The organism is Xanthobacter cornucopiae (assembly GCF_043195065.2).
In the GTDB taxonomy this organism is placed as follows: Bacteria; Pseudomonadota; Alphaproteobacteria; order Rhizobiales; family Xanthobacteraceae; genus Xanthobacter.
Window position 1 is genome coordinate 4,700,030 of the sequence record NZ_CM195531.1, and the last position, 19,518, is coordinate 4,719,547.

14 protein-coding genes are annotated in these 19,518 nt (G+C 70.5%); 10 read left to right on the forward strand and 4 right to left on the reverse strand.

Going from position 1 to position 19,518, the window contains the following annotated elements; all coding sequences use genetic code 11:
* Nucleotides 1-15 precede the first annotated feature (15 nt).
* The 3 genes from V5F53_RS20700 (at nucleotide 16) to V5F53_RS20710 (ending at nucleotide 3,654) form a co-directional block, all read left to right on the forward strand.
* Nucleotides 16-417, forward strand: coding sequence for a hypothetical protein (locus tag V5F53_RS20700; RefSeq protein WP_393995541.1), 402 nt, complete (start codon nucleotides 16-18; stop codon nucleotides 415-417).
* A gap of 113 nt (nucleotides 418-530) precedes the next feature.
* Entirely contained in the window at nucleotides 531-1,733 is a 1,203-nt protein-coding gene (locus tag V5F53_RS20705; protein WP_393995542.1) for a GGDEF domain-containing protein, read from the forward strand.
* A 187-nt stretch (nucleotides 1,734-1,920) separates the two neighbouring features.
* Nucleotides 1,921-3,654: a formate--tetrahydrofolate ligase gene (locus tag V5F53_RS20710; protein WP_393995543.1), complete on the forward strand. Its 1,734-nt coding sequence runs from the start codon at nucleotides 1,921-1,923 to the stop codon at nucleotides 3,652-3,654.
* A gap of 17 nt (nucleotides 3,655-3,671) precedes the next feature.
* On the opposite strand, the gene V5F53_RS20715 is transcribed toward V5F53_RS20710, so the two are convergent.
* Nucleotides 3,672-4,067, reverse strand: coding sequence for a gamma-butyrobetaine hydroxylase family protein (locus tag V5F53_RS20715; RefSeq protein WP_393995544.1), 396 nt, complete (start codon nucleotides 4,065-4,067; stop codon nucleotides 3,672-3,674).
* Nucleotides 4,068-4,269: 202 nt separating this feature from the next.
* Between V5F53_RS20715 and moaA the strand changes: the two genes are divergently transcribed.
* Together moaA and V5F53_RS20725 are read left to right on the forward strand one after the other, a co-directional pair.
* The gene (moaA, locus tag V5F53_RS20720; protein WP_393995545.1) at nucleotides 4,270-5,322 is read left to right on the forward strand and encodes a GTP 3',8-cyclase MoaA; all 1,053 of its coding nucleotides are present in this window, start codon (nucleotides 4,270-4,272) and stop codon (nucleotides 5,320-5,322) included.
* A gap of 464 nt (nucleotides 5,323-5,786) precedes the next feature.
* Nucleotides 5,787-6,743, forward strand: a complete 957-nt coding sequence (locus tag V5F53_RS20725; RefSeq protein WP_393995546.1) for a DMT family transporter — start codon at nucleotides 5,787-5,789, stop codon at nucleotides 6,741-6,743.
* Nucleotides 6,744-7,155: 412 nt separating this feature from the next.
* Here V5F53_RS20725 and V5F53_RS20730 read toward each other — a convergent pair whose 3' ends face one another.
* The 3 genes from V5F53_RS20730 to V5F53_RS20740 all read right to left on the reverse strand — a co-directional run bounded on the left by V5F53_RS20730 (nucleotide 7,156) and on the right by V5F53_RS20740 (nucleotide 12,139).
* Nucleotides 7,156-8,448, reverse strand: coding sequence for an IS110 family transposase (locus tag V5F53_RS20730; protein ID WP_393995547.1), 1,293 nt, complete (start codon nucleotides 8,446-8,448; stop codon nucleotides 7,156-7,158).
* A gap of 457 nt (nucleotides 8,449-8,905) precedes the next feature.
* Entirely contained in the window at nucleotides 8,906-11,560 is a 2,655-nt protein-coding gene (locus V5F53_RS20735) for a heavy metal translocating P-type ATPase (RefSeq protein ID WP_393995548.1), read from the reverse strand.
* Nucleotides 11,561-11,563: 3 nt separating this feature from the next.
* Nucleotides 11,564-12,139: a hypothetical protein gene (locus tag V5F53_RS20740; protein WP_393995549.1), complete on the reverse strand. Its 576-nt coding sequence runs from the start codon at nucleotides 12,137-12,139 to the stop codon at nucleotides 11,564-11,566.
* 321 nt (nucleotides 12,140-12,460) lie between these two features.
* Between V5F53_RS20740 and V5F53_RS20745 the strand changes: the two genes are divergently transcribed.
* The 5 genes from V5F53_RS20745 to V5F53_RS20765 all read left to right on the forward strand — a co-directional run bounded on the left by V5F53_RS20745 (nucleotide 12,461) and on the right by V5F53_RS20765 (nucleotide 19,387).
* Nucleotides 12,461-15,043 (forward strand): P-type ATPase actuator domain-containing protein, encoded by a 2,583-nt coding sequence (locus V5F53_RS20745; protein ID WP_393995550.1) that lies wholly within the window; start codon nucleotides 12,461-12,463, stop codon nucleotides 15,041-15,043.
* A gap of 461 nt (nucleotides 15,044-15,504) precedes the next feature.
* Nucleotides 15,505-16,491 (forward strand): sulfate ABC transporter substrate-binding protein, encoded by a 987-nt coding sequence (locus V5F53_RS20750; protein ID WP_393995935.1) that lies wholly within the window; start codon nucleotides 15,505-15,507, stop codon nucleotides 16,489-16,491.
* Between the two features lie 102 nt (nucleotides 16,492-16,593).
* The gene (gene cysT / locus V5F53_RS20755; protein ID WP_393995551.1) at nucleotides 16,594-17,448 is read left to right on the forward strand and encodes a sulfate ABC transporter permease subunit CysT; all 855 of its coding nucleotides are present in this window, start codon (nucleotides 16,594-16,596) and stop codon (nucleotides 17,446-17,448) included.
* Nucleotides 17,445-18,341 (forward strand): sulfate ABC transporter permease subunit CysW, encoded by an 897-nt coding sequence (gene cysW, locus V5F53_RS20760; protein WP_393995552.1) that lies wholly within the window; start codon nucleotides 17,445-17,447, stop codon nucleotides 18,339-18,341. The genes cysT and cysW overlap by 4 nt, the downstream gene beginning before the upstream one ends.
* Nucleotides 18,338-19,387 (forward strand): sulfate/molybdate ABC transporter ATP-binding protein, encoded by a 1,050-nt coding sequence (locus tag V5F53_RS20765; protein ID WP_393995553.1) that lies wholly within the window; start codon nucleotides 18,338-18,340, stop codon nucleotides 19,385-19,387. The genes cysW and V5F53_RS20765 overlap by 4 nt, the downstream gene beginning before the upstream one ends.
* Nucleotides 19,388-19,518 lie beyond the last annotated feature (131 nt).

Here is a 19,518-nt window from a genome sequence, read left to right on the forward strand (position 1 = left end):
TCAAGGAAAGGCATCATGTCCAGTCCAACCACCGGAGCGCCGCGCGCCTCGATCCTTCGCCTGCGGGCCGGGCTGCTGCTGCTGCTGGCTTTCGTCCTTCTGTGCGCATTCGGCGGCAGCTTCGTCGCCCGCCAGTTCGGGCTCGGCTGGGGCTGGGCCATCCTCATCGCCATCGTCATCTGGGTCGGGGCGGGCATCGCCCTGGCGCGGCTCGATTCGCGGGTCTATTTCGGCATCGCGCTGGCGGTGACGGCGCTGCTGGCCTACCTGGTGTACGATTTCTGCGCCTCGGCCCTGGGGTGGTCCGCCACCGTGTCGGCGGTGCTGGCGCTGGTCGCCACGGCGCTGCTGGCCTTCACGTTTCACGATTTCCGCCGCCTGCGGGACGAGTTGAGGGTGTGGCTGTACCGGCGCTGACCTCCCGGCCTTGACTTCCCTTGGCCGGGGACTAGAGCCTCGGCACCGTTTGGAGCCGGTCGGGAATGGCATCCGCCGGGGCGCGGCGACGGACTCGGGCACTGGAGAAGGCGATGGCCGCTGGGGGCCTCTATCTTTACACGGGGCCGATCGTCGCCTTCTTCCTGTCCGCCGTGTATCTCGCGGTGTGGACCTACCGGCGCGAGCGCGTCTACATCCTGCTGCTGTCCCTCTCCTTCCTCTGCTACATGCTGGCGGCGCTGTCGCAGATGCTGTTCATCCCGCGCGACGACGGCCTGAACGCGGTGGTGTCGGCGGCCATCTACACGGCTTGCATCTATCTGCTGGCGCAGGGCATCTCGCTGCGCTTCCACGAGCCGCGCCGGGAGACGCTCACCCTGGCGATCGCCCTCGGCGTGGTGGCGGCGAGCATCTATTTCTATTACGTGCACCGCAGCCTGCTCGGCCGCATTTACACGCAGAACTTCGGCTATGGGCTCATCTGCCTGGTGGTGGCGCTGCGGATGCGCCAGCGGCGCGCGCGGGGCGTGCTCGACCGCGCCTTCTTCTGGGTGCTGCTGCTGTTCGGCCTGCATTTCTTCGTGCGCACGGTGCTCACGGCGCCGCTTGCCGGGGACCTCGCCCATTATGACGAGATGATCGCCGCTGGCGCCGACCCACTGGAAATGCGGCGGGGTTTCGCGGTGTCGCCGTTCTGGCAGGTGCTGAACTTCACCGTGTTCATTTCCGGCCTGCTTATCGCCCTCATGCTGTTCGTGGCAGTGGCGCTGGACGTGATCGAGGATTTCCGCCGCGAGAGCGGCGCCGACACCCTGACCGGGCTGCTCAACCGGCGCGGCTTCCACCTGGAGGCGCAGCCGGTCTGGGCCGACGCTGCCATGCGGCCCCTGAGCGTGCTGTATTGCGACCTCGACCACTTCAAGTCCATCAACGACAGCTACGGCCACGGTGCCGGCGACCGGGTGCTGAAGCAGTTCGCCGACATCCTGTCCGGCCAGCTGCGGCACTGGGACGTGGCGGCGCGGTTCGGCGGCGAGGAATTTGTGGTGCTCCTGCCCCACGCTTCGGGAGAGGCGGCGCTCGCCCTCGCTGATCGCATGCGCCGCGTCCTGCGCGACACCGTGTTCGAGGACCTGAGCGACGGCCGGGCGGTGACCGCCAGCGTCGGCGTCGCCGAGGCCGGCCCGTCGGAGACCCTGGGTGAGGTCATCCATCGGGCCGACGTCATGGTCTATGCCGCCAAGCGCGCGGGCCGCGACCGTTCCCTGCTCGACCCCGCGACGCCCCGGTCCTGAACCTTGCCCGCCGGCGGGGAACCGGGCGCGGGCCTTGGGGTGGCGGGACCGCCCATTCCCCGCGCCGCGCCGCGCCGGCGGTCGGATTCGGGGGGGGCGGGCGCGGGTTTCACGGCCGTTCCGCGTTGCGGGAGGGGGCGCGGCTGCTCTAGGGTCGGGGCTGCCCAGCCCGCCGGGGAATCGCCTGATGCACCAGAGAACCGCCCGTCCCGTCGATCCGGCCTCCGATGCCGCCATCGCGGCGAGCGTGACGCCGCTGCCCATCCTGGACGTGGCGGCCAAGCTGTCCATTCCGGCCGATGCCATCTTCCGCTACGGCCCGCACAAGGCCAAGCTCTCCCTGGATTTCGTGGCCGATCTCGACAGCGCGCCCGATGGGGCCGCCGAGGGCGCCGCCGGGGGTGCCGCCCGGGGCAAGCTGATCCTGGTCACGGCCATCAGCCCGACGCCGGCGGGGGAGGGTAAGACCACCACCACCATCGGTCTCGGCGACGCCCTGTCCCGGCTCGGCGCCAAGACCGCGGTGTGCCTGCGCGAGCCGTCCCTCGGCCCGGTGTTCGGCGCCAAGGGCGGCGCCACCGGCGGCGGCCGGGCGCAGATCATTCCCATGCAGGACATCAACCTGCACTTCACCGGCGACATCCACGCCATCTCCGCCGCCCACAACCTGCTGTCGGCGCTGATCGACAACCACATCTACTGGGGCAACGGGCTCGATCTCGATTCCCGGCGCATCGCCTGGCGGCGGGTGATGGACCTCAACGACCGGGCGCTGCGCGCGATCACCGTGGGCCTCGGCGGGCCGGCCAACGGCTTCCCCCGCGAGGACGGCTTCGACATCACCGTGGCCAGCGAGGTGATGGCCATCTTCTGCCTCGCCGACAGCCTGGAGGATCTCGCCGCCCGCCTGTCGCGCATGGTGATCGGCCAGACCCGGAGCCGCCGCCTGGTGACGGCGGAGGAGCTGAACGGCATCGGCTCCATGGTGGCGCTGCTGCGCGACGCCTTCCAGCCCAATCTGGTGCAGACCATGGAAGGCACGCCGGCCCTGGTGCACGGCGGCCCGTTCGCCAACATCGCCCATGGCTGCAATTCGGTGATCGCCACCCGTAGCGCCCTGGCGCTGGCCGACTATGTGGTGACGGAGGCCGGCTTCGGCGCCGACCTGGGCGCGGAGAAGTTCCTGGACATCAAGTGCCGCCAGGCGGGTCTGGCGCCCGCCGCCGCTGTGGTGGTGGCCACCATCCGCGCCCTGAAGATGCACGGCGGCGTGCCGGTGAAGGACCTGGGGCCGGAGAACGTCGCGGCGGTCGCGGCGGGCACCGCCAACCTGAAGCGCCATGTGGAGAACCTGGGCAAGTTCGGGCTGCCGGTGGCGGTGGCGCTCAACCGCTTCAGCACCGACACGCCGGCCGAGGTGGAGGCGGTGCGCGCGGCGCTGGCGGCCGAGGGCGTGGAGGTGCACGTGTGCGCCCACTGGGCGGACGGCGGCGCCGGGGCGGAGGGGCTGGCCCGCGCGGTGCTGGCGCTGGCCGAGCGGCCCTCCACCTTCCGCTTCCTCTACCCCGACGCCCTCGGCCTGCGGGAGAAGATCGAGACCGTGGCGCGCGAGATCTATGCCGCCGGCCGGGTGGAGGTTTCGGCCGCCGCCGCCGGCAAGCTCAAGGAGTTCGAGGCGGCGGGCTTCGGCCATCTGCCGGTGTGCATGGCCAAGACGCAGTATTCCTTCTCGGCCGATCCCGCCCAGCGCAACGCGCCGAGCGGCCACACCCTGCCCATCCGCGACGTGCGGCTGTCCGCCGGCGCCGGCTTCGTGGTGGCCCTGGCCGGCGACATCATGACCATGCCCGGCCTGCCGTCACGCCCGGCGGCCGAGCACATCTTCGTCACGTCCGACGGCTTCATCGCCGGCCTCTCCTGACCGGCGCCCGCGGCCGGTCAATCGCGCGACAGGCCCCGCTTGCTCATCTCGTCGAGATAGGCGCGATAGAGCGCCTCCTGGTCGCGGCCATAGCGGTAGAGCAGCGCCCACGGGTAGATGCCGGTGGAATGGCCATCGTCGAACACGAGGCGGATGGCATAGTTGCCCACCATCTCCACCTCGGTGATGCGCACCGCGCGCTTGCCGGCGACCGTGATCTTCTCGTGCGGGGCGTGGCCCTGCACTTCGGCCGAGGGGCTTTCCACCCGCAGCAGCTCGGCGGGGATGCGGAAGCGCGCGCCGTCGTCGAAGGCGATGGCGAGGATGCGCTTGTCCTCGCTCAGGCGGATCTCGCCGGGCCAGGCCTGCGGCACCGGGGCATGCTGGGGGGAGGCGTCGGTGGGGTGGATCATGGCGGTCTGCTCTCGGTCGGGGCTCCGGGACCGGCACGGGAATGTGCGCCGGCGTCCCATTTCATGGGCGTGCTGCATACGATATAAGGAGAAGGCGCCGAAGTCCGCGTGCTGCCGCAGGGCGCTCCGGACTCCCCGTTCAGATCGGCGGCAAGCCGGCGAAGACGGCGGCGCGGGATGGATGGCGAGGAGCGCGAAGCCCGTGAGTGGCGTGTTGAGGGATCTGATCGATCGGCCGGGCGTCGCCGCCGGGCGGGAGGCCGGGCCGCTGGTGGACACCTTCGGGCGCGCCGTGACCTATCTTCGGGTCTCGGTGACGGACCGGTGCGACTTCCGCTGCGTCTATTGCATGTCGGAGCACATGACCTTCCTGCCCAAGCAGGACCTGCTGAGCCTGGAGGAGCTGGATCGCCTGTGCAGCGCCTTCGTGCTGCGCGGGGTGCGCCGGCTGCGCCTCACCGGCGGGGAGCCCCTGGTGCGGCGGGATGTGATGACCCTGTTCCACAGCCTGTCCCGGCATCTCGAGACCGGCCGCCTCGACGAGGTGACCCTGACCACCAACGGATCGCTGCTGTCGCGCCATGCCGGCGACCTCGCCGGCTGCGGGGTGCGCCGAATCAATGTGTCGCTGGATACGCTGGATGCGGCCACCTTCCGGGCCGTGACCCGCTGGGGCGACCTGGACCGGGTGCTGGAGGGCATCGCCGCCGCCCGGGCCGCCGGCATCAAGGTGAAGATCAACACCGTGGCGCTCAAGGGCGTGAACGCGCACGAGATCGTCCGCCTGGTGGAATGGGCCCATGGGGAGGGGCATGACCTGTCCTTCATCGAGGTGATGCCCCTGGGCGAGGTGGGCGAGAACCGGGCGGACCAATATCTGCCCCTCGATACCGTGCGCGCCCGCCTGGAGGAGCGCTTCACCCTCACGGACACGGCCTATCGCACCGGCGGTCCGGCGCGTTATGTGGACGTGGCGGAGACTGGCGGGCGGATCGGCTTCATCACGCCCATGACCCACAATTTCTGCGAGGGCTGCAACCGGGTGCGGGTGACCTGCACCGGCACCCTTTATATGTGCCTGGGCCAGGAGGACGCCGCCGACCTGCGCGCGCCGCTGCGCGCCTCCCGCTCCGACGAGGCGCTGCACGCGGCCATCGACGCGGCCATCTTCCGCAAGCCCAAGGGCCACGACTTCGTCATCGCGCGCGCCGAAGGCCCCACGGTCCATCGTCATATGAGCACCACCGGCGGCTGACCCGCCGGCCGGCGCGCGGGCCGGCCGCGTTTGCCGAATTCGTTTGCTGACCTGTTGCCGGCGGCGCCAGCGCCCGGGTGCGCGGGCGCTTGGCAAACGGGGGCGGCGCGGCGCGCCCAGCGTGTTCAATTGTGGCGAGAATGGGGCGCCGTCATGCGCGCTATGCACGCCCGCGCGCCGAGCAGCCAGCATTCCGCACGGTGGGGCGTCTGGCGAATGGGCTAAGGTTCGCGGACCGCGACCTGTTGCGTTGCCGCTGGCGAGGATCGGGGCGGGGGCGATGCGGCGCGGAAACCAATTTCCAACGTCACCGAGGCGATGATGCCCATGGCCGTTCCGGCCCCGGGCGGGGTGGCTGCCGGGCCCGCTGATGGGCCGCCGGCGGCCGCGTGTCGTCGCCCCGGCAACAACACGCGCGCCGGGCAAGGCTGCGCGAAGGGCGGAAGATGAGGAGCGGATTCACCATGGACAAGGCTCCGGCCCCCTCCGGCGCGGGGCTGAAGGGCGTGATCGCCATGGCCCTCGCCATGGCCATGTTCATCGCCAACGACACCAGCCTGAAGCTCGCCGTGCGCGAGATGCCGCTGGGTGAGGCCATTTTCCTGCGCACCCTGCTGTCGGCGCTGCTGATGCTGGCGCTGGTGGCGCGCGGCGGCGACCTCGCCGCGCTGCCGCTGGCGCTGCGCCCGCGGGTGCTGGCGCGCTCCGGCCTCGATGCCGTGACCACCTTCCTTTATGTGGCGGCGCTGGCGGTGATGCCCATCGCCTCGTCCACCACCATCTACATGGTGGCGCCGCTGATGACGACGGCGCTGGCGGTGCCGCTGCTGGGCGAGAAGGTGGGCTGGCGCAGCTGGTGCGCCATCATCATCGGCTTCTGCGGCGCGCTCATCGTCACCCGGCCGGACCCGGCCACCTTCTCCGCCATTGCCTTGCTGCCGGCCCTCGCCGCCTTCTGTGGCGCCTCGCGGGATGTCACGACGCGGGGCATCGGCATGGAGATTCCCGGCTCGGTGGTGGGCTTCTCCTCGGCGGCGGTGCTGGTGACGAGCGCCGCGACCTTCGCCCTGTGGGAGCCCTGGCACGCCCCCTCGCTGAAGGCGCTGGCGTTCGTGAGCGTGGCCGCCTTCGCCTTCGCCGCCGGAACGGTGCTGCTGGTGTTCGCCTTCCGCCATGCGCCGGTGGCCTCGGTGTCACCGCTGCGCTACCTCATGGTCGGCGGTGCCCTGCTCTCCGGCTATATGGTGTTCGGCGAGACGCCGGACATCTGGACCACGGTCGGCATGGTGCTGGTGGTGGGGGCGGGGCTCTACGCGATCACCTGTGAGCACCGGCGCAGCCGGGTCGCGCGCCGCGCCGCGGCCGGCGGCGGCCCGGCTGCACTGGGCTCGGCCGTGGCCTGCGCTCCGCCCAAGGATTGAGGCGCGCGCCCCGCGGCGCCGGGGCGTCCCGCGCGGTTGTCCTGTGCGGCGCGGCAGCGGCCCAAGTGCCTTCCGTGGCGAAATGTCTGCGCTCAGCTGAGCAGCGCCAAAGGATTGAAGCGCAGGCGCTGCCGGGGTGTCCCGGGGGCGAGGCCGCAGCCAAAGGGCCGCCAGCCGCCGCCCGGCTGCGCTGGGCTCGGCCGTGGCTGCACCCCGTCAAAGGATTGAAACGCGCCCCGCGGCGCCGGGGTGTTCGGTGCGACGATCCCGGATGGCGGTTCTAGGCGGCGGTGGACCGGCGAAAGCGCCTCCGGGGGTGGTGCGGCCGCACTGCCGGGTTCTGCGACGTCCTTCCACAGGGGTGACACAGCGCGTTGGCACCGCGATTTGACCCGACCGCTGGGCACGCAGGTCACGGTCGGGGGAAGCGGGTGCAGCACCCGCCGGCGGCAGGCTTCCCCGCTGCAGAACCCGCATGCGTGCGACTGTGGTGGAGGCCGGGGGACTGTGGGACGTGGTTTCGCGTGGCTCCGTTGGCCGCTGTGCGATCAGCAGGGATGAGCCGGCGGAGGCGCGGGCCGGAGCCGAGGGCTGGCCGGGACACGCATGGAAACGCTGCGGCTGCGGCCCTGAGCCAGGAGGCGTGCGCCGGCCATTTCGGCGGGGGCACCTGTGTTGTTCCTGCGAGGGCGACAGGGGCACCTTTTCGGATCATGGCGTTGATGAGGGCGAGGAGCTGGCGCGCGACGGCGATGAGAATGGTCTTTGGCGCCTTGCCCTCGAGGCGCATGCGGTCGCGCATGGCGGTGAGGGCGGGCACGCGCCGGGAGGCGGAGAGCGCGGCGATGTAGAGAGCTTCACGAACCTTGCGGCGTCCGCCGCAGATGTGCCGAGCCCCTCGCCATGTGCCGCTTTCCCGGGCGTGGGGCGGAAGGCCTGCAAGGGAGGCGATGCGGCGGCGGCGGAGGGTGCCCAGTTCGGGACGTTCGCCGAGCAGGGTGGCCAGGACGGTGGGCTCGATGCCCGGCACCGCCGCCAGCAGGCGGGTCTGAACCGAGAGGGTGTGATCGGCGGAGATCAGGCCGGCGATGCGCCGGTCGATGGCGAGGATCTGCCCGCTCAGCAGCTCGATCATGGTGGCGATCTGCGCGGCGATCTCGTCCTGGCCGGCGCTGTGGCGGCGCAGCTTTTCGGCTTTGCGCATCTCCACCCATGGCCTGCGGCGGCGCAGGAAATCGGAGAGCTGGACGCGGGCGGCGCTGACGGGGGCGGTGACCGGCAGGCTGAGGGTGCGGCCCATCTGGGCAAGCACGCGGGCGTCGACCCGGTCGGTCTTGGCGAGGACGCCGGTGGCCCGGGCGAACTCGCGGGCCTGGCGGGGATTGACGCGGCAGAAGGGCTGGCCGCGCTCGGCGAGGGCGGCGATGAGGTCTCCGTCGCAGCCGCTGGTGGCCTCGAACACGACGAGAGCGTCGCTTTCCAGTTCGGCAGTCCAAGCAGCGATAGCATCCGGGGTGTTGGGGAGCCTTCGCGTCTGGCCGGACGGCAGGGCGCAGAGGTCGCGGACGGCGCGACAGATCGCAGCCAACGACGGGCTGTGGCGTGGTGATGGCTCCTGTCCATGTCGTGCGGGATCGGTCGTCCCAAGCAATTGTTCAGGGTTCAGCGACAACGGAAGGGACCCTTGCTCCCGCACGGGCTCCACACCCTCGGGGGGCGGGCTCCCTTCCGCTCCATCACTCTCTCACAGATCCAACAGACAGGGGGCGGACAAGCAGGCCGTGGGCGGTGAGGCCGAGCACCCGGCGCCATGCCAGCGCCATGGGGTGGCGTTCGAGCGCGGACCTCCGCGTTGTCGGGAAGCGCCGCACGCCGTCGCCATCTCCTCAGGGAGACACCGGTCGGACCGCCGGCGCGGTGCGGACTGGAACCGCGGGCCGGGGACGCGGCTCAAGGAGGCTTGGCGCCTGTTGCCCTGTGCTGCGCGCCTGCCTGTGCTGCGCATCCGTGCGGCAGGGGGCGCGATGGGATGGCGCGCGGGGCAGCTCCTGATGGGGCAGGCGGCGGGGCTGTCGCCGTCCCGGGGAGGCGGCATGGGTGCAGCAAACAAAAAGGCCCCCGCCTGTGCGCGGGGGCCTTTTGCTGTGTCGGTGCGGCGCAGGTCAGGCGCCGCTGGTGCTGGCCTTGATGTGGGCGCGCAGTTCCTTGTCGGCGCGCAGCTTGCCCACCTTGCGCAGCGGCATCAGGCCGTTGCCGAGGGCGAGCAGGCCGCCGATCTGGTTGAACACCATGGAGTGCATCACGCCAAAGCCGCCGAAGAACGCGCCGGCGATGCAGACGATGTTGGGCACCAGGATGAGGCCCCAGCTGCGGTCGATGTTCTGCTGGAGCTCCTCCGAGACGTCGCGCAGCTGCACCAGCTTGGCGAGGCTGTCTTCCATGAACACCACCTGCGCGGTGTCGGTGGCGATGGAGGAGGCGCCGCGCAGGGAGATGGACACATTGGCCTTCTTCAGCGCGATGGAGTCGTTGACGCCGTCGCCGATGAAGCAGACCGTGCGGCCTTCCTTCTGCAGCAGCTCCACATACTTGGCCTTGTCCTGCGGCAGCACTTCCGCGAAGTAGCGGTCCATGCCCAGCTTCTCGGCCAGCTTGCGGGTGGGCTGCTCGTGGTCGCCGGAGATGATGGCGAGGTGCTTGGCGCCGCGCGCCCGCAGGCCGGCGATGACCTCGGCCGCCTCCGGCCGCTCCGCCGCCTTGAGCTCGATGGCGCCGCCGAGGGCATCATCGACGCCCACCAGCACCAGAGAATCGCCTTCCTCGTGCACCGCCGTCAGCTCATGCTCGATTTCCGGCGGCAGGGTGATGCCCTCGTGCGTCATGAAGCGGGCGGAGCCGACGCGCACCGTGTGCCCGGCCACCTGCACGGTGATGCCATAGCCGACGTGATACTTGGAATCGTCGATGTCCGGCAGCTTCAGGCCCTGGGCGCGGGCCTTGTCCAGGATCGCCTTGGCGATGGGGTGGCTGAACTTGCGCTCGGCCGCCGCCGCCCATTGCAGGATGTCGTCCGGCGCATGGCCGCCGAAGGTCAGGATGCGTCCCACTTCCGGCCGCTCGCGGGTGAGGGTGCCGGTCTTGTCGAACAGGAAGGTGTCGACGTTGCGGATGATCTCCAGCGCCCGCCCGTCCTTCACCAGGATGCCGTGCTCGGCGCACAGGGTGAGCGAGGTGAGCATGCCGATGGGCGCGGCCATGCGGATGCCGGTGCCGAGGTCGCAATTGACGATGGCCACGGCGCTGTTGATGCCGCGCGTGGCGAGGCCGAGGGCGCCGAGCGCCAGGGTGGGCACCACCGCCTTGTCGGCCAGCTCCTCGCCCTGCGACTGGGAGCGCAGCTTGTAGCCGGCGGTGTCGGTGAGGATCTGCGCCAGCTTGGCGGAGGTGGTCTCGTTGCCGGCGCTGGTGACCGAGACGCGGATCTTGCCCGCCACCACGGTGGTGGAGGCATAGACCTGGTCGCCCTCCACCTTCTCCGCCGGCGCGCTCTCGCCGGTGAGGGTGTGCTGGTCGATCATGGCCATGCCGGAGACCACGGTGCCGTCCACCGGCACCGTCTCGCCGGTGTGCACGGCGATCACGTCGCCCACCTGGAGCTTCTCCAGGGCGGTTTCCACTTCCACGCCATCGACATCCAGCCACACGAAGCGGGGCTGCTTGCCGAAGACGTTCAACAGCATCTTCTTGGAATCATCCTCGGTCTTCTGCACCAGCTTGCGGGCCACAGCCAGGGTCCACGACAGCACCGTGCCGGCGAGCACCTGGTTGGTCAGCAGGCAGACCGTGACGACGATGGCGTCGAGCACGTCCACGCCCAGGCGCTTTTCCTTGAACAGCACCTCATAGGCGTTCTTGAAGCTTGGAATGACCGACCACAGGAACACCGCCGCGCTCACCGGCGCGAGGGCCGGCACCAGGAAGGTGCTGACCGCGGCGAGGCCGGCGGAGGCGGTGCAGATCGGCAGGTCCAGGTCCACCGGCGTGGCCGGGGCATCCAGCGACTTCACCAGCGCGTCGTCGAGCAGCTCGATGAGCTGGTGTTTCTGGATCTGCCGGGGGTCGTAGCGGATGAGGACGGTGGCGGTGATCTCGTTGGTGGTATAGCGGTCCACCCCGAGCGCGTTCATCAGCTCGCGCTCGACCGCCTGGCCCACTTCGGGCCGCTGGAACAGGGCCGGGTTCTCGAAGCGGATACGGCCGGTGATCTCGTGCCGGATGGCCCAGCTGGACAGCCGGTTGCCATGGCGCACCAGCCGCACCTCAGGGGCGTCGGACTGCTCGAAATCCGCCGGGAACAGCAGCGGCGGGGCAGTGTCGCCGGGCCGCGGCCCGGCCGCCAGGGCGCGCGAGATGCGCTGCACCACGGCGCGCTCGGCGACGCCCTTCTCTGCCTGGAAACGGATTTCCGCGCGATGGGCCCGCGCGTCGATCTCCACCTGCGCCACCGCGGGGTCGAGGAAGGCGCGGGTGATGAACTGGCGGGCGAGGCCGCCGTGGGCGTCGGAGAACAGGGCGCGGCTGACCAGGGCGATGCGGCCGGCGCCGGGGAAGCTGATGTCCAGGTCGGGCCGCGCCGGCGCCCTGGCGCGGCGCGTCTGGTCGGCGGCGGCGGCGCGCGCCCGGGCGGGCGGGGCCTTCTCGTCCGAGGCGTCGGCGCGGCCGGTCGCTGGCGCGCGCTTGCGCGCGGGGCTGTCCCCAGCAGCGGTCTTGGCGGCGGAACGGGGGGAAGCGGAACGGGAGGTCTTGGCGGCGGCCATGGATCACGTGCTGGTTCGGGTGGAGGGCGAACGGCGGGTGGCGCGCCGCTTGGAGGGGGCCGGCGCCGGGGTGGCCGTCGCTGCATCCGGGATGGCCGAAGCCGCCTTCGCCCGCGCGGCGCGGGCGCGCGGGCCGCTCTTTCCGCTGGCGGGCGTGCGCTGGTTCTGCCCGTCGGCCACCGGCCCGTCGATCAACTGCGGCGGAGGGGCTTGGGGATGGGGAGTGGCGGCGGCCGCGTGTTGGCGGGCCTGCCGCTCGGCGCGCTGGTCCTCGAAGGCCTCCACGCGGTCGAGCACGGTGCGCGCGGCGCGCACATAAGCGCCGCTGAGCGTGTCGCGCAGCAGCAGCGCCACCGGCTCAAGGCCCGCGCGCACCCGCGCGAGCACACCCGCGGGCGCCTGCTCTTCCTCGTAGACGATCTCGAATGCCGGCCGCGCCGCCTTTCTTTTCTGCTTCGGTGAAGACTCGTCGGAATCGGCTGTGCTGCGGGTCGACATCGTGCGCGTGATTTCCTGATACGGAGCGGAAGCGGCCATGTGCATCGTGCCGGCAAGGACCAATTGCGATGGCGGCAGCAAATGACATTTCTATGTCATCCTCGCGGTGCACTCTGTTAAAGTCAATATCGGCGTCCATCTTCTGACGATGGGCTAATTTACCATGAGATGTTCGGGAATACGGGCGACATCCCATGGTGTTTCCCTTCATGAGGTGGGGCGGCTGCTGCCGCCGCAGTCGCCGGCGCGCCCTGGCGCGCGCCGCGCCGATGGTCGCCTTGACCCTCCGAGAAACTCGATGATAGAGATCCAGGACTGGGTGCGCCGTGTAAATCCGCGCAATTCCAGAAAATGGGCGGAGAAATTTCGCCTTTTCTGACACTCTCTACTTGAGAGACGCGGATGAGCACGCAGGATCGACCCATCGTTCAGATCGCTCCAGGCCGCGAGGGCGTTTCCATCTGGAGCGAGGAACTTCTGGGCGGCGGCGCTGATCTTCCGGTGCGCGACTTCCTGGCGCGAAGCTTCTCGGTGGGCGAGGTGGAGCGGGTGGAGCTGCGCGCCGATCGGAGCTTCGGCCGCATCAGCTATGCGCGCTCCGGCCGCGCCGCGGAGATCTGGCGCCAGCTGGCGCGCGCCTTCCGGCGCGCGGCCGGCGCGCCGGCCCTGGACCTGAGCGACGACGCGCTGACGCTGCACCTGGACTGGCCGGACCTCGACCAGATCGTGGTGCACCGGGTGGGCGGGGCGCTGTCCACCTGGCAGGCGCGCCGGGTGGGGCCGGGCCGGGTGCGGCTGTTCCACCGGGCGCTGGTGCGCCGGCGCGATGTGGCGTTCCGGCTGGAAGAGCATCTGGCGGTGGTGGTGGGCTGCACGCGGGTGCGGGCCAATCCGCTGTTCGGCGAGCTGACCCTGCGCTTCGATCCGCAGGTGCTCAGCCTCGAGCTTCTGGTGCGCGAGCTGGAACGGTGCTGGCCGGTGGTGCTGGCCGGCGACGCGCCGCCGACGCGCAAGCGCCTCGCGGTGGCGGCCGGCCTGGTGGGCGTGGCCTATGCGGGGCAGTTCCTGGTGCCGGCGCTGCGCCCGGTGGCGCTGCTGGGGGTGGCGTTGTATGGCCTGCCGAACGTCATCGCCGCGCTGCGGGAGATGCGGGATCTCAAGGCGGGGTTGCCGGCCCTCTACGCCACCGGGCTCATCTTCGCCCTGGTGCGGGCGCTGCCGTTCCATAATTCGGTGATGGCTCTGCTGATGCAGGCGTGGCCGCAGCTGGGCTTCCACCTGTTCGTCGACAACCGCCGCCGCCTGCTTGACGCGGTGCGGCGCCGGGCGGTGTCGGCGCGCCTGATCGGCGGTGACGGGGTGGCGGTAGCATTCGACATCGCCGCCCTGGAGCGCGGCGACGAGATCCTGATCCGGGCCGGCGACGTGGTGCCGGTGGACGGCGTGGTGACCGTCGGCGCCGGCGCGGTGGACGAGGCGGCGCTGGGCGGGCGCGCCCAGCCGGTGGAGAAGACGGCGGGCAGCTGGGTTTATGCCGCAACCGTGCTGGCGGCCGGCGAACTGCGGGTGCGGGTGGAGCGGACCGGCGCGCAGACCGCCGCCGGGGTGATCGCCGCGAGCGTGCCGCTCGCCCGCTTCGCGCAACTGCCCTCGGCGGCGGCGGTGGAGCGCAACGGCGATCGCAACGCCCGTCCGGCGCTGGCGGCGGCCCTCGGCAATCTGGTGCTGACGCGGAACCTGCGCTCCAGCCAAGTGCTGCTGCGCCCCGATTATGTCACCGGGCCTCGGCTCGCGGTCCAGCTTTCGGCCCTGTACGGATTCGCGGACGGGCTCCGGCACGGCATCTTCTTCCGCAATCCCGCCGCGCTCGATCTTTTGTCGTCGGTGGATGCCTATGTGTTCGATGACGGGGTGGGCCTCGACCGGCGCCGGCTGGACGTCGGCGCCGCCATCACCGCCGGGGCCGCCACCGCCGACGAATTGCTGGAACTGGCGGCCGGCGCCCATGCTGGCGCGGCGCGGGTGGGCGAGGAAGTGGCCGACGCGCTCGCCGCCGCCTGCGCCGAGCGCGGCCTGGCGCCGGCCGCGGCGGTGGAGCGGAACGAGGCGCCCGGCGTGGTGAGCTACCGCGACCATGCCGGCGCGCACGTCGAAATCGGCTCCGACGCCCACGCGGCCGCCGCCGGCTGGGCGGTGCCGGCCGGTGATGCCGGCGGGCGGCGCCGGGGCGCGCGGGCGCCTTTGGAGCGGGGCGCCGAGGCGGCACGGCTGTGGGTGCGCCGGGACGGGGTGGTGCTGGGCGCCGTCGAGCTGCGTCGCGGCGGCGACCTGGAGGCCACCGCGGTCATCTCGGGCCTGCGGTCGCGGGCGCCGCAAGCGCCGATCGCCCATGTGTCCAGCCGCTCCCAGGATCAGGCCGAGGCGCTGGCGCATCGCGTGGGCATCGCGCTGGTGCGGGGTGGGCTGCGGGCGGCGCAGAAGGCCGAAGCCATTGCCGGCCATGGCGCGCGGACCCTTTGGATTGGCGACGGCACCCGTCCGGGCGCCGCCAGCGCGGTGAAGGCGGCGCTGGTCAGCGTTTCGGTGGCCGGCGCCAGCGGATTGGCGTCCGATCATGCCGACGTGGTGCTGCTGCGCGGCGGTCTGCGGCAGCTGGAAACCCTGCGCCGCCTGGTGGTCGCCCACCGCGAGCGGCTGGCGGCGGACTACCGCGCCGTCTATGGCGTCAACCTCAGCGCCATGGTCACCGGCCTTGCCGCCGGGCTCGGCAGCTTCGAGGTCGGCCTGGCGTCGAACGCCGCCACCGGCCTGCTGGTGGCCCGCCACTGGGCGCGGCTGGCCGGGTTCGCGCGGGCGCCGGCCCTGGGGCCGGGCGATCCGGTGGAGGTCGGCGGCCTGGACCTGACCGGCGTTGAGGCCGGCGACCCCGGGGCCGCTGAGGATGCGCCCGCGGGCGACGACGGCGCGCCGGCGGACGCGGGCTGACACTTCCGCGCGGCGGGATGCGACGCGGCCGAGCCCCCGGCGGCCCGGTGAGGGGCCGTAATACCAAAGGCCGCGAGCCTGACTCATGGGCCTTTGGTCAAGCCCGCGCGGCGCTTGAGCGGACCCGGTTGGCGCCGGTCGAAGACCCCGGGGCCGATGGTATAAGGTTCGGTCCAGCCGCCTGGCGAGCGTCGCGGTGCGATGCCGAACACGCCTGTGTCGCGTATGGGGTCGGACCGGGCCGGCGGAACGGGCCGGCGCGATGGATCGCGGCCGTGGCATGCCGGTTGCTTAAAATGCAGATTTTTTCTGTTTATTAGATTAATTTCATAATCTTTGTTGGTTTTGCGTTGACGGATCATTGCCGCAGTGCAATCGTCCGTTGCATGGCCTTGAGAGCCGTCTAACATTCGATGCCAGGAGGTATCATGAGGTTCCGTTCTACGTCTTTCGGCGCAGGCATGGCCGCCCTCGTCTTGACCGCGGCCATGAGCGTGGCCCCCGCGCTTGCGGAGAAGGTGACGCTGCTGAACGTGTCGTATGACCCGACGCGCGAGCTTTATGTGGACGTGAACAAGGCCTTCATCACCGAGTGGGAGAAGGCCCATCCGGGCGACAATCTCACCATTCGTCAGTCGCACGGCGGCTCGGGCAAGCAGGCCCGCTCGGTCATCGACGGCCTGGAAGCGGACGTGGTCACCCTGGCGCTGGCCTATGACATCGACGCCATCGCCGAGCGCGGCCTGCTCGCCACCGACTGGCAGAAGCGCCTGCCGGAGAATTCCTCGCCCTACACGTCCACCATCGTGTTCCTGGTGCGCAAGGGCAATCCCAAGGGCATCAAGGATTGGGACGACCTGGTGAAGCCGGGCGTGAAGATCGTGACCCCCAATCCCAAGACCTCCGGCGGCGCCCGCTGGAACTATCTGGCCGCCTGGGGCTACGCGCTGAAGAAGAGCGGCGGCGACGAGGCCAAGGCCAAGGAGTTCGTGCAGGCCCTGTTCAAGAACGCCCCGGTGCTCGACACCGGCGCCCGCGGCTCCACCGTGACCTTCGTGGAGCGCGGCATCGGCGACGTGCTGATCGCTTGGGAAAACGAGGCCTATCTCTCGGTGAACGAGCTCGGCCCCGACAAGTTCGACATCGTGACGCCGTCCCTGTCGATCCTGGCGGAGCCGCCGGTGACCGTGGTGGACAAGGTGGTGGACAAGAAGGGCACCCGCCAGGTGTCCGAGGACTACCTGAAGTTCCTGTACACGCAGCAGGGCCAGGAGATCGCCGCCAAGCACTATTATCGCCCGCGCGACGAGAAGGTGGCGGCGAAGTTCAAGGACACCTTTGCGCCGGTGCAGCTCTTCACCATCGACGAGGTGTTCGGTGGCTGGCAGAAGGCGCAGAAGACCCATTTCGCCGATGGCGGCGTGTTCGACCAGATCGTCGGTCGGTGATCCTTCTCCAGCCCCGCTCCGGCGGGGCTGGACCCCGGAACCCGGCGATGGTCGCCGCGTTTTCCCTGCCCCGTGCTCACCGATCACCGGCGGAAGTCAGCCATGTCCATCCAAGCGCTCTCCCTTAATCGTCGCCGGCCTCGCACGGTCATCCCCGGCTTTGGGGTCACCCTGGGCCTCACGCTCACCTGGCTGAGCTTGATCGTCCTGCTGCCCATCGTCGGCCTGTTCATCAAGACCTCGGAGCTCACCTTCTCGCGCTTCCTGGCCATCGTCACCGCCGAACGCACGCTGCATGCGCTGCAGATCTCGTTCGGCCTGTCGCTGGTCGCCGCCGCCATCAACGCGGTGCTGGGCCTGATCGTGGTTTGGGTGCTGGTGCGCTACGATTTCCCGTTCCGCCGGGTGGTGGATGCCATCGTCGACATTCCGTTCGCCCTGCCGACCGCGGTGGCCGGCATCGCCTTGACCGCGATCTATGCCGAGAACGGCTGGGTGGGTTCGCTGCTGGCGCCGCTGGGCATCCAGGTGGCGTTCACGCCGCTGGGCATCCTGGTGGCCCTGGTGTTCATCGGCCTGCCGTTCGTGGTGCGCACGGTGCAGCCGGTGTTGGCCGATCTCAACCAGGAGCTGGAAGAGGCGTCCGCCAGCCTCGGCGCCTCCCGGGCGCAGACCCTGTGGCGTGTGGTGCTGCCGTCCATCGGGCCGGCGCTGGTGACCGGCTTCGCCCTGGCCTTCGCCCGCGCGGTGGGGGAATACGGCTCCGTCATCTTCATCGCCGGCAACCTGCCGGGCGTATCGGAGATTGCGCCCCTGCTCATCGTCATTCGCCTTGAGGAGTTCCGCTACGCCGACGCCACCGCCATCGCCGTGGTGATGCTGCTGGCGTCGTTCCTGCTCCTGGTCGTCATCAACTGGCTGCAGCGCTGGAGCGAGCGTCGCGGGAGGGCCGTATGACTTTCGCCGAAACCCAACTCGACGAGCCGCTCGCGCTGCGTCACGCGGCCAAGGCCCGCACCGGCCAGGGCAAGCCGGTGCGCACCGAGCCGGCGCTGGTGCGCTACCTGCTGACGGCCATCGCGCTGCTGTTCCTGCTGCTGTTCATCGGCCTGCCGCTGCTCATCGTGTTCTTCGAGGCGTTCCGGCGGGGATGGGGCGCCTATGCGGCCGCGCTTGCCACCGAGGACACCTTGCTTGCGATCCGGCTGACGCTGATCGTCACCGCCATCAGCGTGGTGGCGAACCTGATCTTCGGCCTTGCCGCCGCCTGGGCGGTGGCCAAGTTCGAGTTCCCCGGCAAGAGCTTCCTCATCTCCCTCATCGACCTGCCGTTCTCGGTGTCGCCGGTGGTGGTGGGCCTCATGTTCGTGCTGCTGTTCGGCGCCAATGGCTTCCTTGGTCCGCTGGTGCAGTGGCTCAACGTGCAGGTCATCTTCGCCACCCCGGGCATCGTGCTGGCGACCATCTTCGTCACCTTCCCGTTCGTGGCCCGCGAGCTGATCCCGCTGATGCAGGAGCAGGGCACCGCGGAGGAGGAGGCGGCCATGTCGCTGGGTGCCTCCGGCCTGTCCACCTTCTTCCGGGTGACGCTGCCCAATGTGAAGTGGGCCCTTCTGTACGGCGTCCTGCTCAGCAACGCCCGCGCCATGGGCGAGTTCGGCGCCGTCTCGGTGGTGTCCGGGCACATTCGCGGCGAGACCAATACGGTGCCGCTGCACATTGAAATCCTGTACAATGAGTATCAGTTCGTCGCGTCCTTCGCGGTGGCATCGCTGCTGGCGCTGCTGGCGCTGGTGACGCTGGTCGCCAAGACCGCTCTTGAACACCGCCTCGCCGGAGAGTCCAAATGAGCATCGACATCGTCGGCGTCACCAAGCGCTTCAAGACCTTCACCGCCCTCGACAATGTCTCGCTGCACATCAACAGCGGCGAGCTGGTGGCTTTGCTCGGGCCCTCCGGCTCGGGCAAGACGACGCTCCTGCGCATCATCGCCGGCCTGGACTGGCCGGATTCCGGCGAGGTGCGGTTCGACGGGGAGGACGCGCTGGCGCGCTCCGTCCGCGAGCGCAACGTGGGCTTCGTGTTCCAGCACTACGCGCTGTTCCGGCACCTGAGCGTGTTCGAGAACGTGGCGTTTGGCCTGCGGGTCCGGCGTGGCGCCGCCAAGCTGTCGGATTCCGCCATCCGCTCGCGCGTCAACGAGCTGCTCAACCTGGTGCAGATCGACTGGCTGGCGGATCGCTATCCGGCGCAGCTGTCGGGCGGCCAGCGCCAGCGCGTGGCGCTGGCACGGGCGCTCGCCATCTCCCCGAAGGTGCTGTTGCTGGATGAGCCGTTCGGCGCGCTCGACGCCAAGGTGCGCAAGGAATTGCGGCGCTGGCTGCGGCAGCTGCACGAGGAGGTGCCGGTCACCTCCGTGCTGGTGACCCACGACCAGGAAGAGGCGCTGGAGGTCTCCGACCGTATCGTGGTGATGGGGCGCGGCAAGATCGAGCAGGTGGGCGCTCCGGTGGAGGTCTACCAGAACCCGGCGACGGCGTTCGTGCACGATTTCATCGGCGAGACGGTGAGCCTGCCGGGCGAGGTGCGGGGCGGCGCCCTGTTCCTCAAGAACCAGGCCCTGGGGCTGGATGCGCAGGGCGTGGCCGACGGTCCCGCCAAGATCCTGGCGCGTCCCCATGAGGTGGAGCTGGCGCCGCCGGAGAACGCGCCGTTCGCCGGCAAGGTGCTGGCCCTGCGCACCTTCGGCCCCAACCGGCGGGCCGATGTACAGATCGCCTCCGACGAGGGGCCGATCGTGGTCGAGGCCTCGGTGCCGCTGGACCGCGACATTCATGTCGGCGCCCACGTGGGGCTGCTGCCCCATCGCTACCGGGTGTTCACCGCCCGCGCCTGAACCGGTGCGCGGGGCGGCCCGGCGTGGCCGCCCCGGCCACCAAGAACCGATGCGCCCCCGCGCGGTCGCGTGGGGGGCACATGGCCTTGGCCCCTGGGGATGCGCCGGTTCACGTGCTGCCTCCCTGGCAC

What these genes read in the sequence shown, in the direction of transcription:
- V5F53_RS20700 (WP_393995541.1), top strand. Translation starts at nt 16, where the DNA reads ATGTCCAGTCCAACCACCGGAGCGCCGCGCGCCTCGATCCTTCGCCTG.
- V5F53_RS20705 (WP_393995542.1), top strand. Translation starts at nt 531, where the DNA reads ATGGCCGCTGGGGGCCTCTATCTTTACACGGGGCCGATCGTCGCCTTC.
- V5F53_RS20710 (WP_393995543.1), top strand. Translation starts at nt 1,921, where the DNA reads ATGCACCAGAGAACCGCCCGTCCCGTCGATCCGGCCTCCGATGCCGCC.
- V5F53_RS20715 (WP_393995544.1), bottom strand. Translation starts at nt 4,067, where the DNA reads ATGATCCACCCCACCGACGCCTCCCCCCAGCATGCCCCGGTGCCGCAG.
- V5F53_RS20725 (WP_393995546.1), top strand. Translation starts at nt 5,787, where the DNA reads ATGGACAAGGCTCCGGCCCCCTCCGGCGCGGGGCTGAAGGGCGTGATC.
- V5F53_RS20735 (WP_393995548.1), bottom strand. Translation starts at nt 11,560, where the DNA reads ATGGCCGCCGCCAAGACCTCCCGTTCCGCTTCCCCCCGTTCCGCCGCC.
- V5F53_RS20745 (WP_393995550.1), top strand. Translation starts at nt 12,461, where the DNA reads ATGAGCACGCAGGATCGACCCATCGTTCAGATCGCTCCAGGCCGCGAG.
- V5F53_RS20750 (WP_393995935.1), top strand. Translation starts at nt 15,505, where the DNA reads ATGGCCGCCCTCGTCTTGACCGCGGCCATGAGCGTGGCCCCCGCGCTT.
- cysT (WP_393995551.1), top strand. Translation starts at nt 16,594, where the DNA reads ATGTCCATCCAAGCGCTCTCCCTTAATCGTCGCCGGCCTCGCACGGTC.
- cysW (WP_393995552.1), top strand. Translation starts at nt 17,445, where the DNA reads ATGACTTTCGCCGAAACCCAACTCGACGAGCCGCTCGCGCTGCGTCAC.
- V5F53_RS20765 (WP_393995553.1), top strand. Translation starts at nt 18,338, where the DNA reads ATGAGCATCGACATCGTCGGCGTCACCAAGCGCTTCAAGACCTTCACC.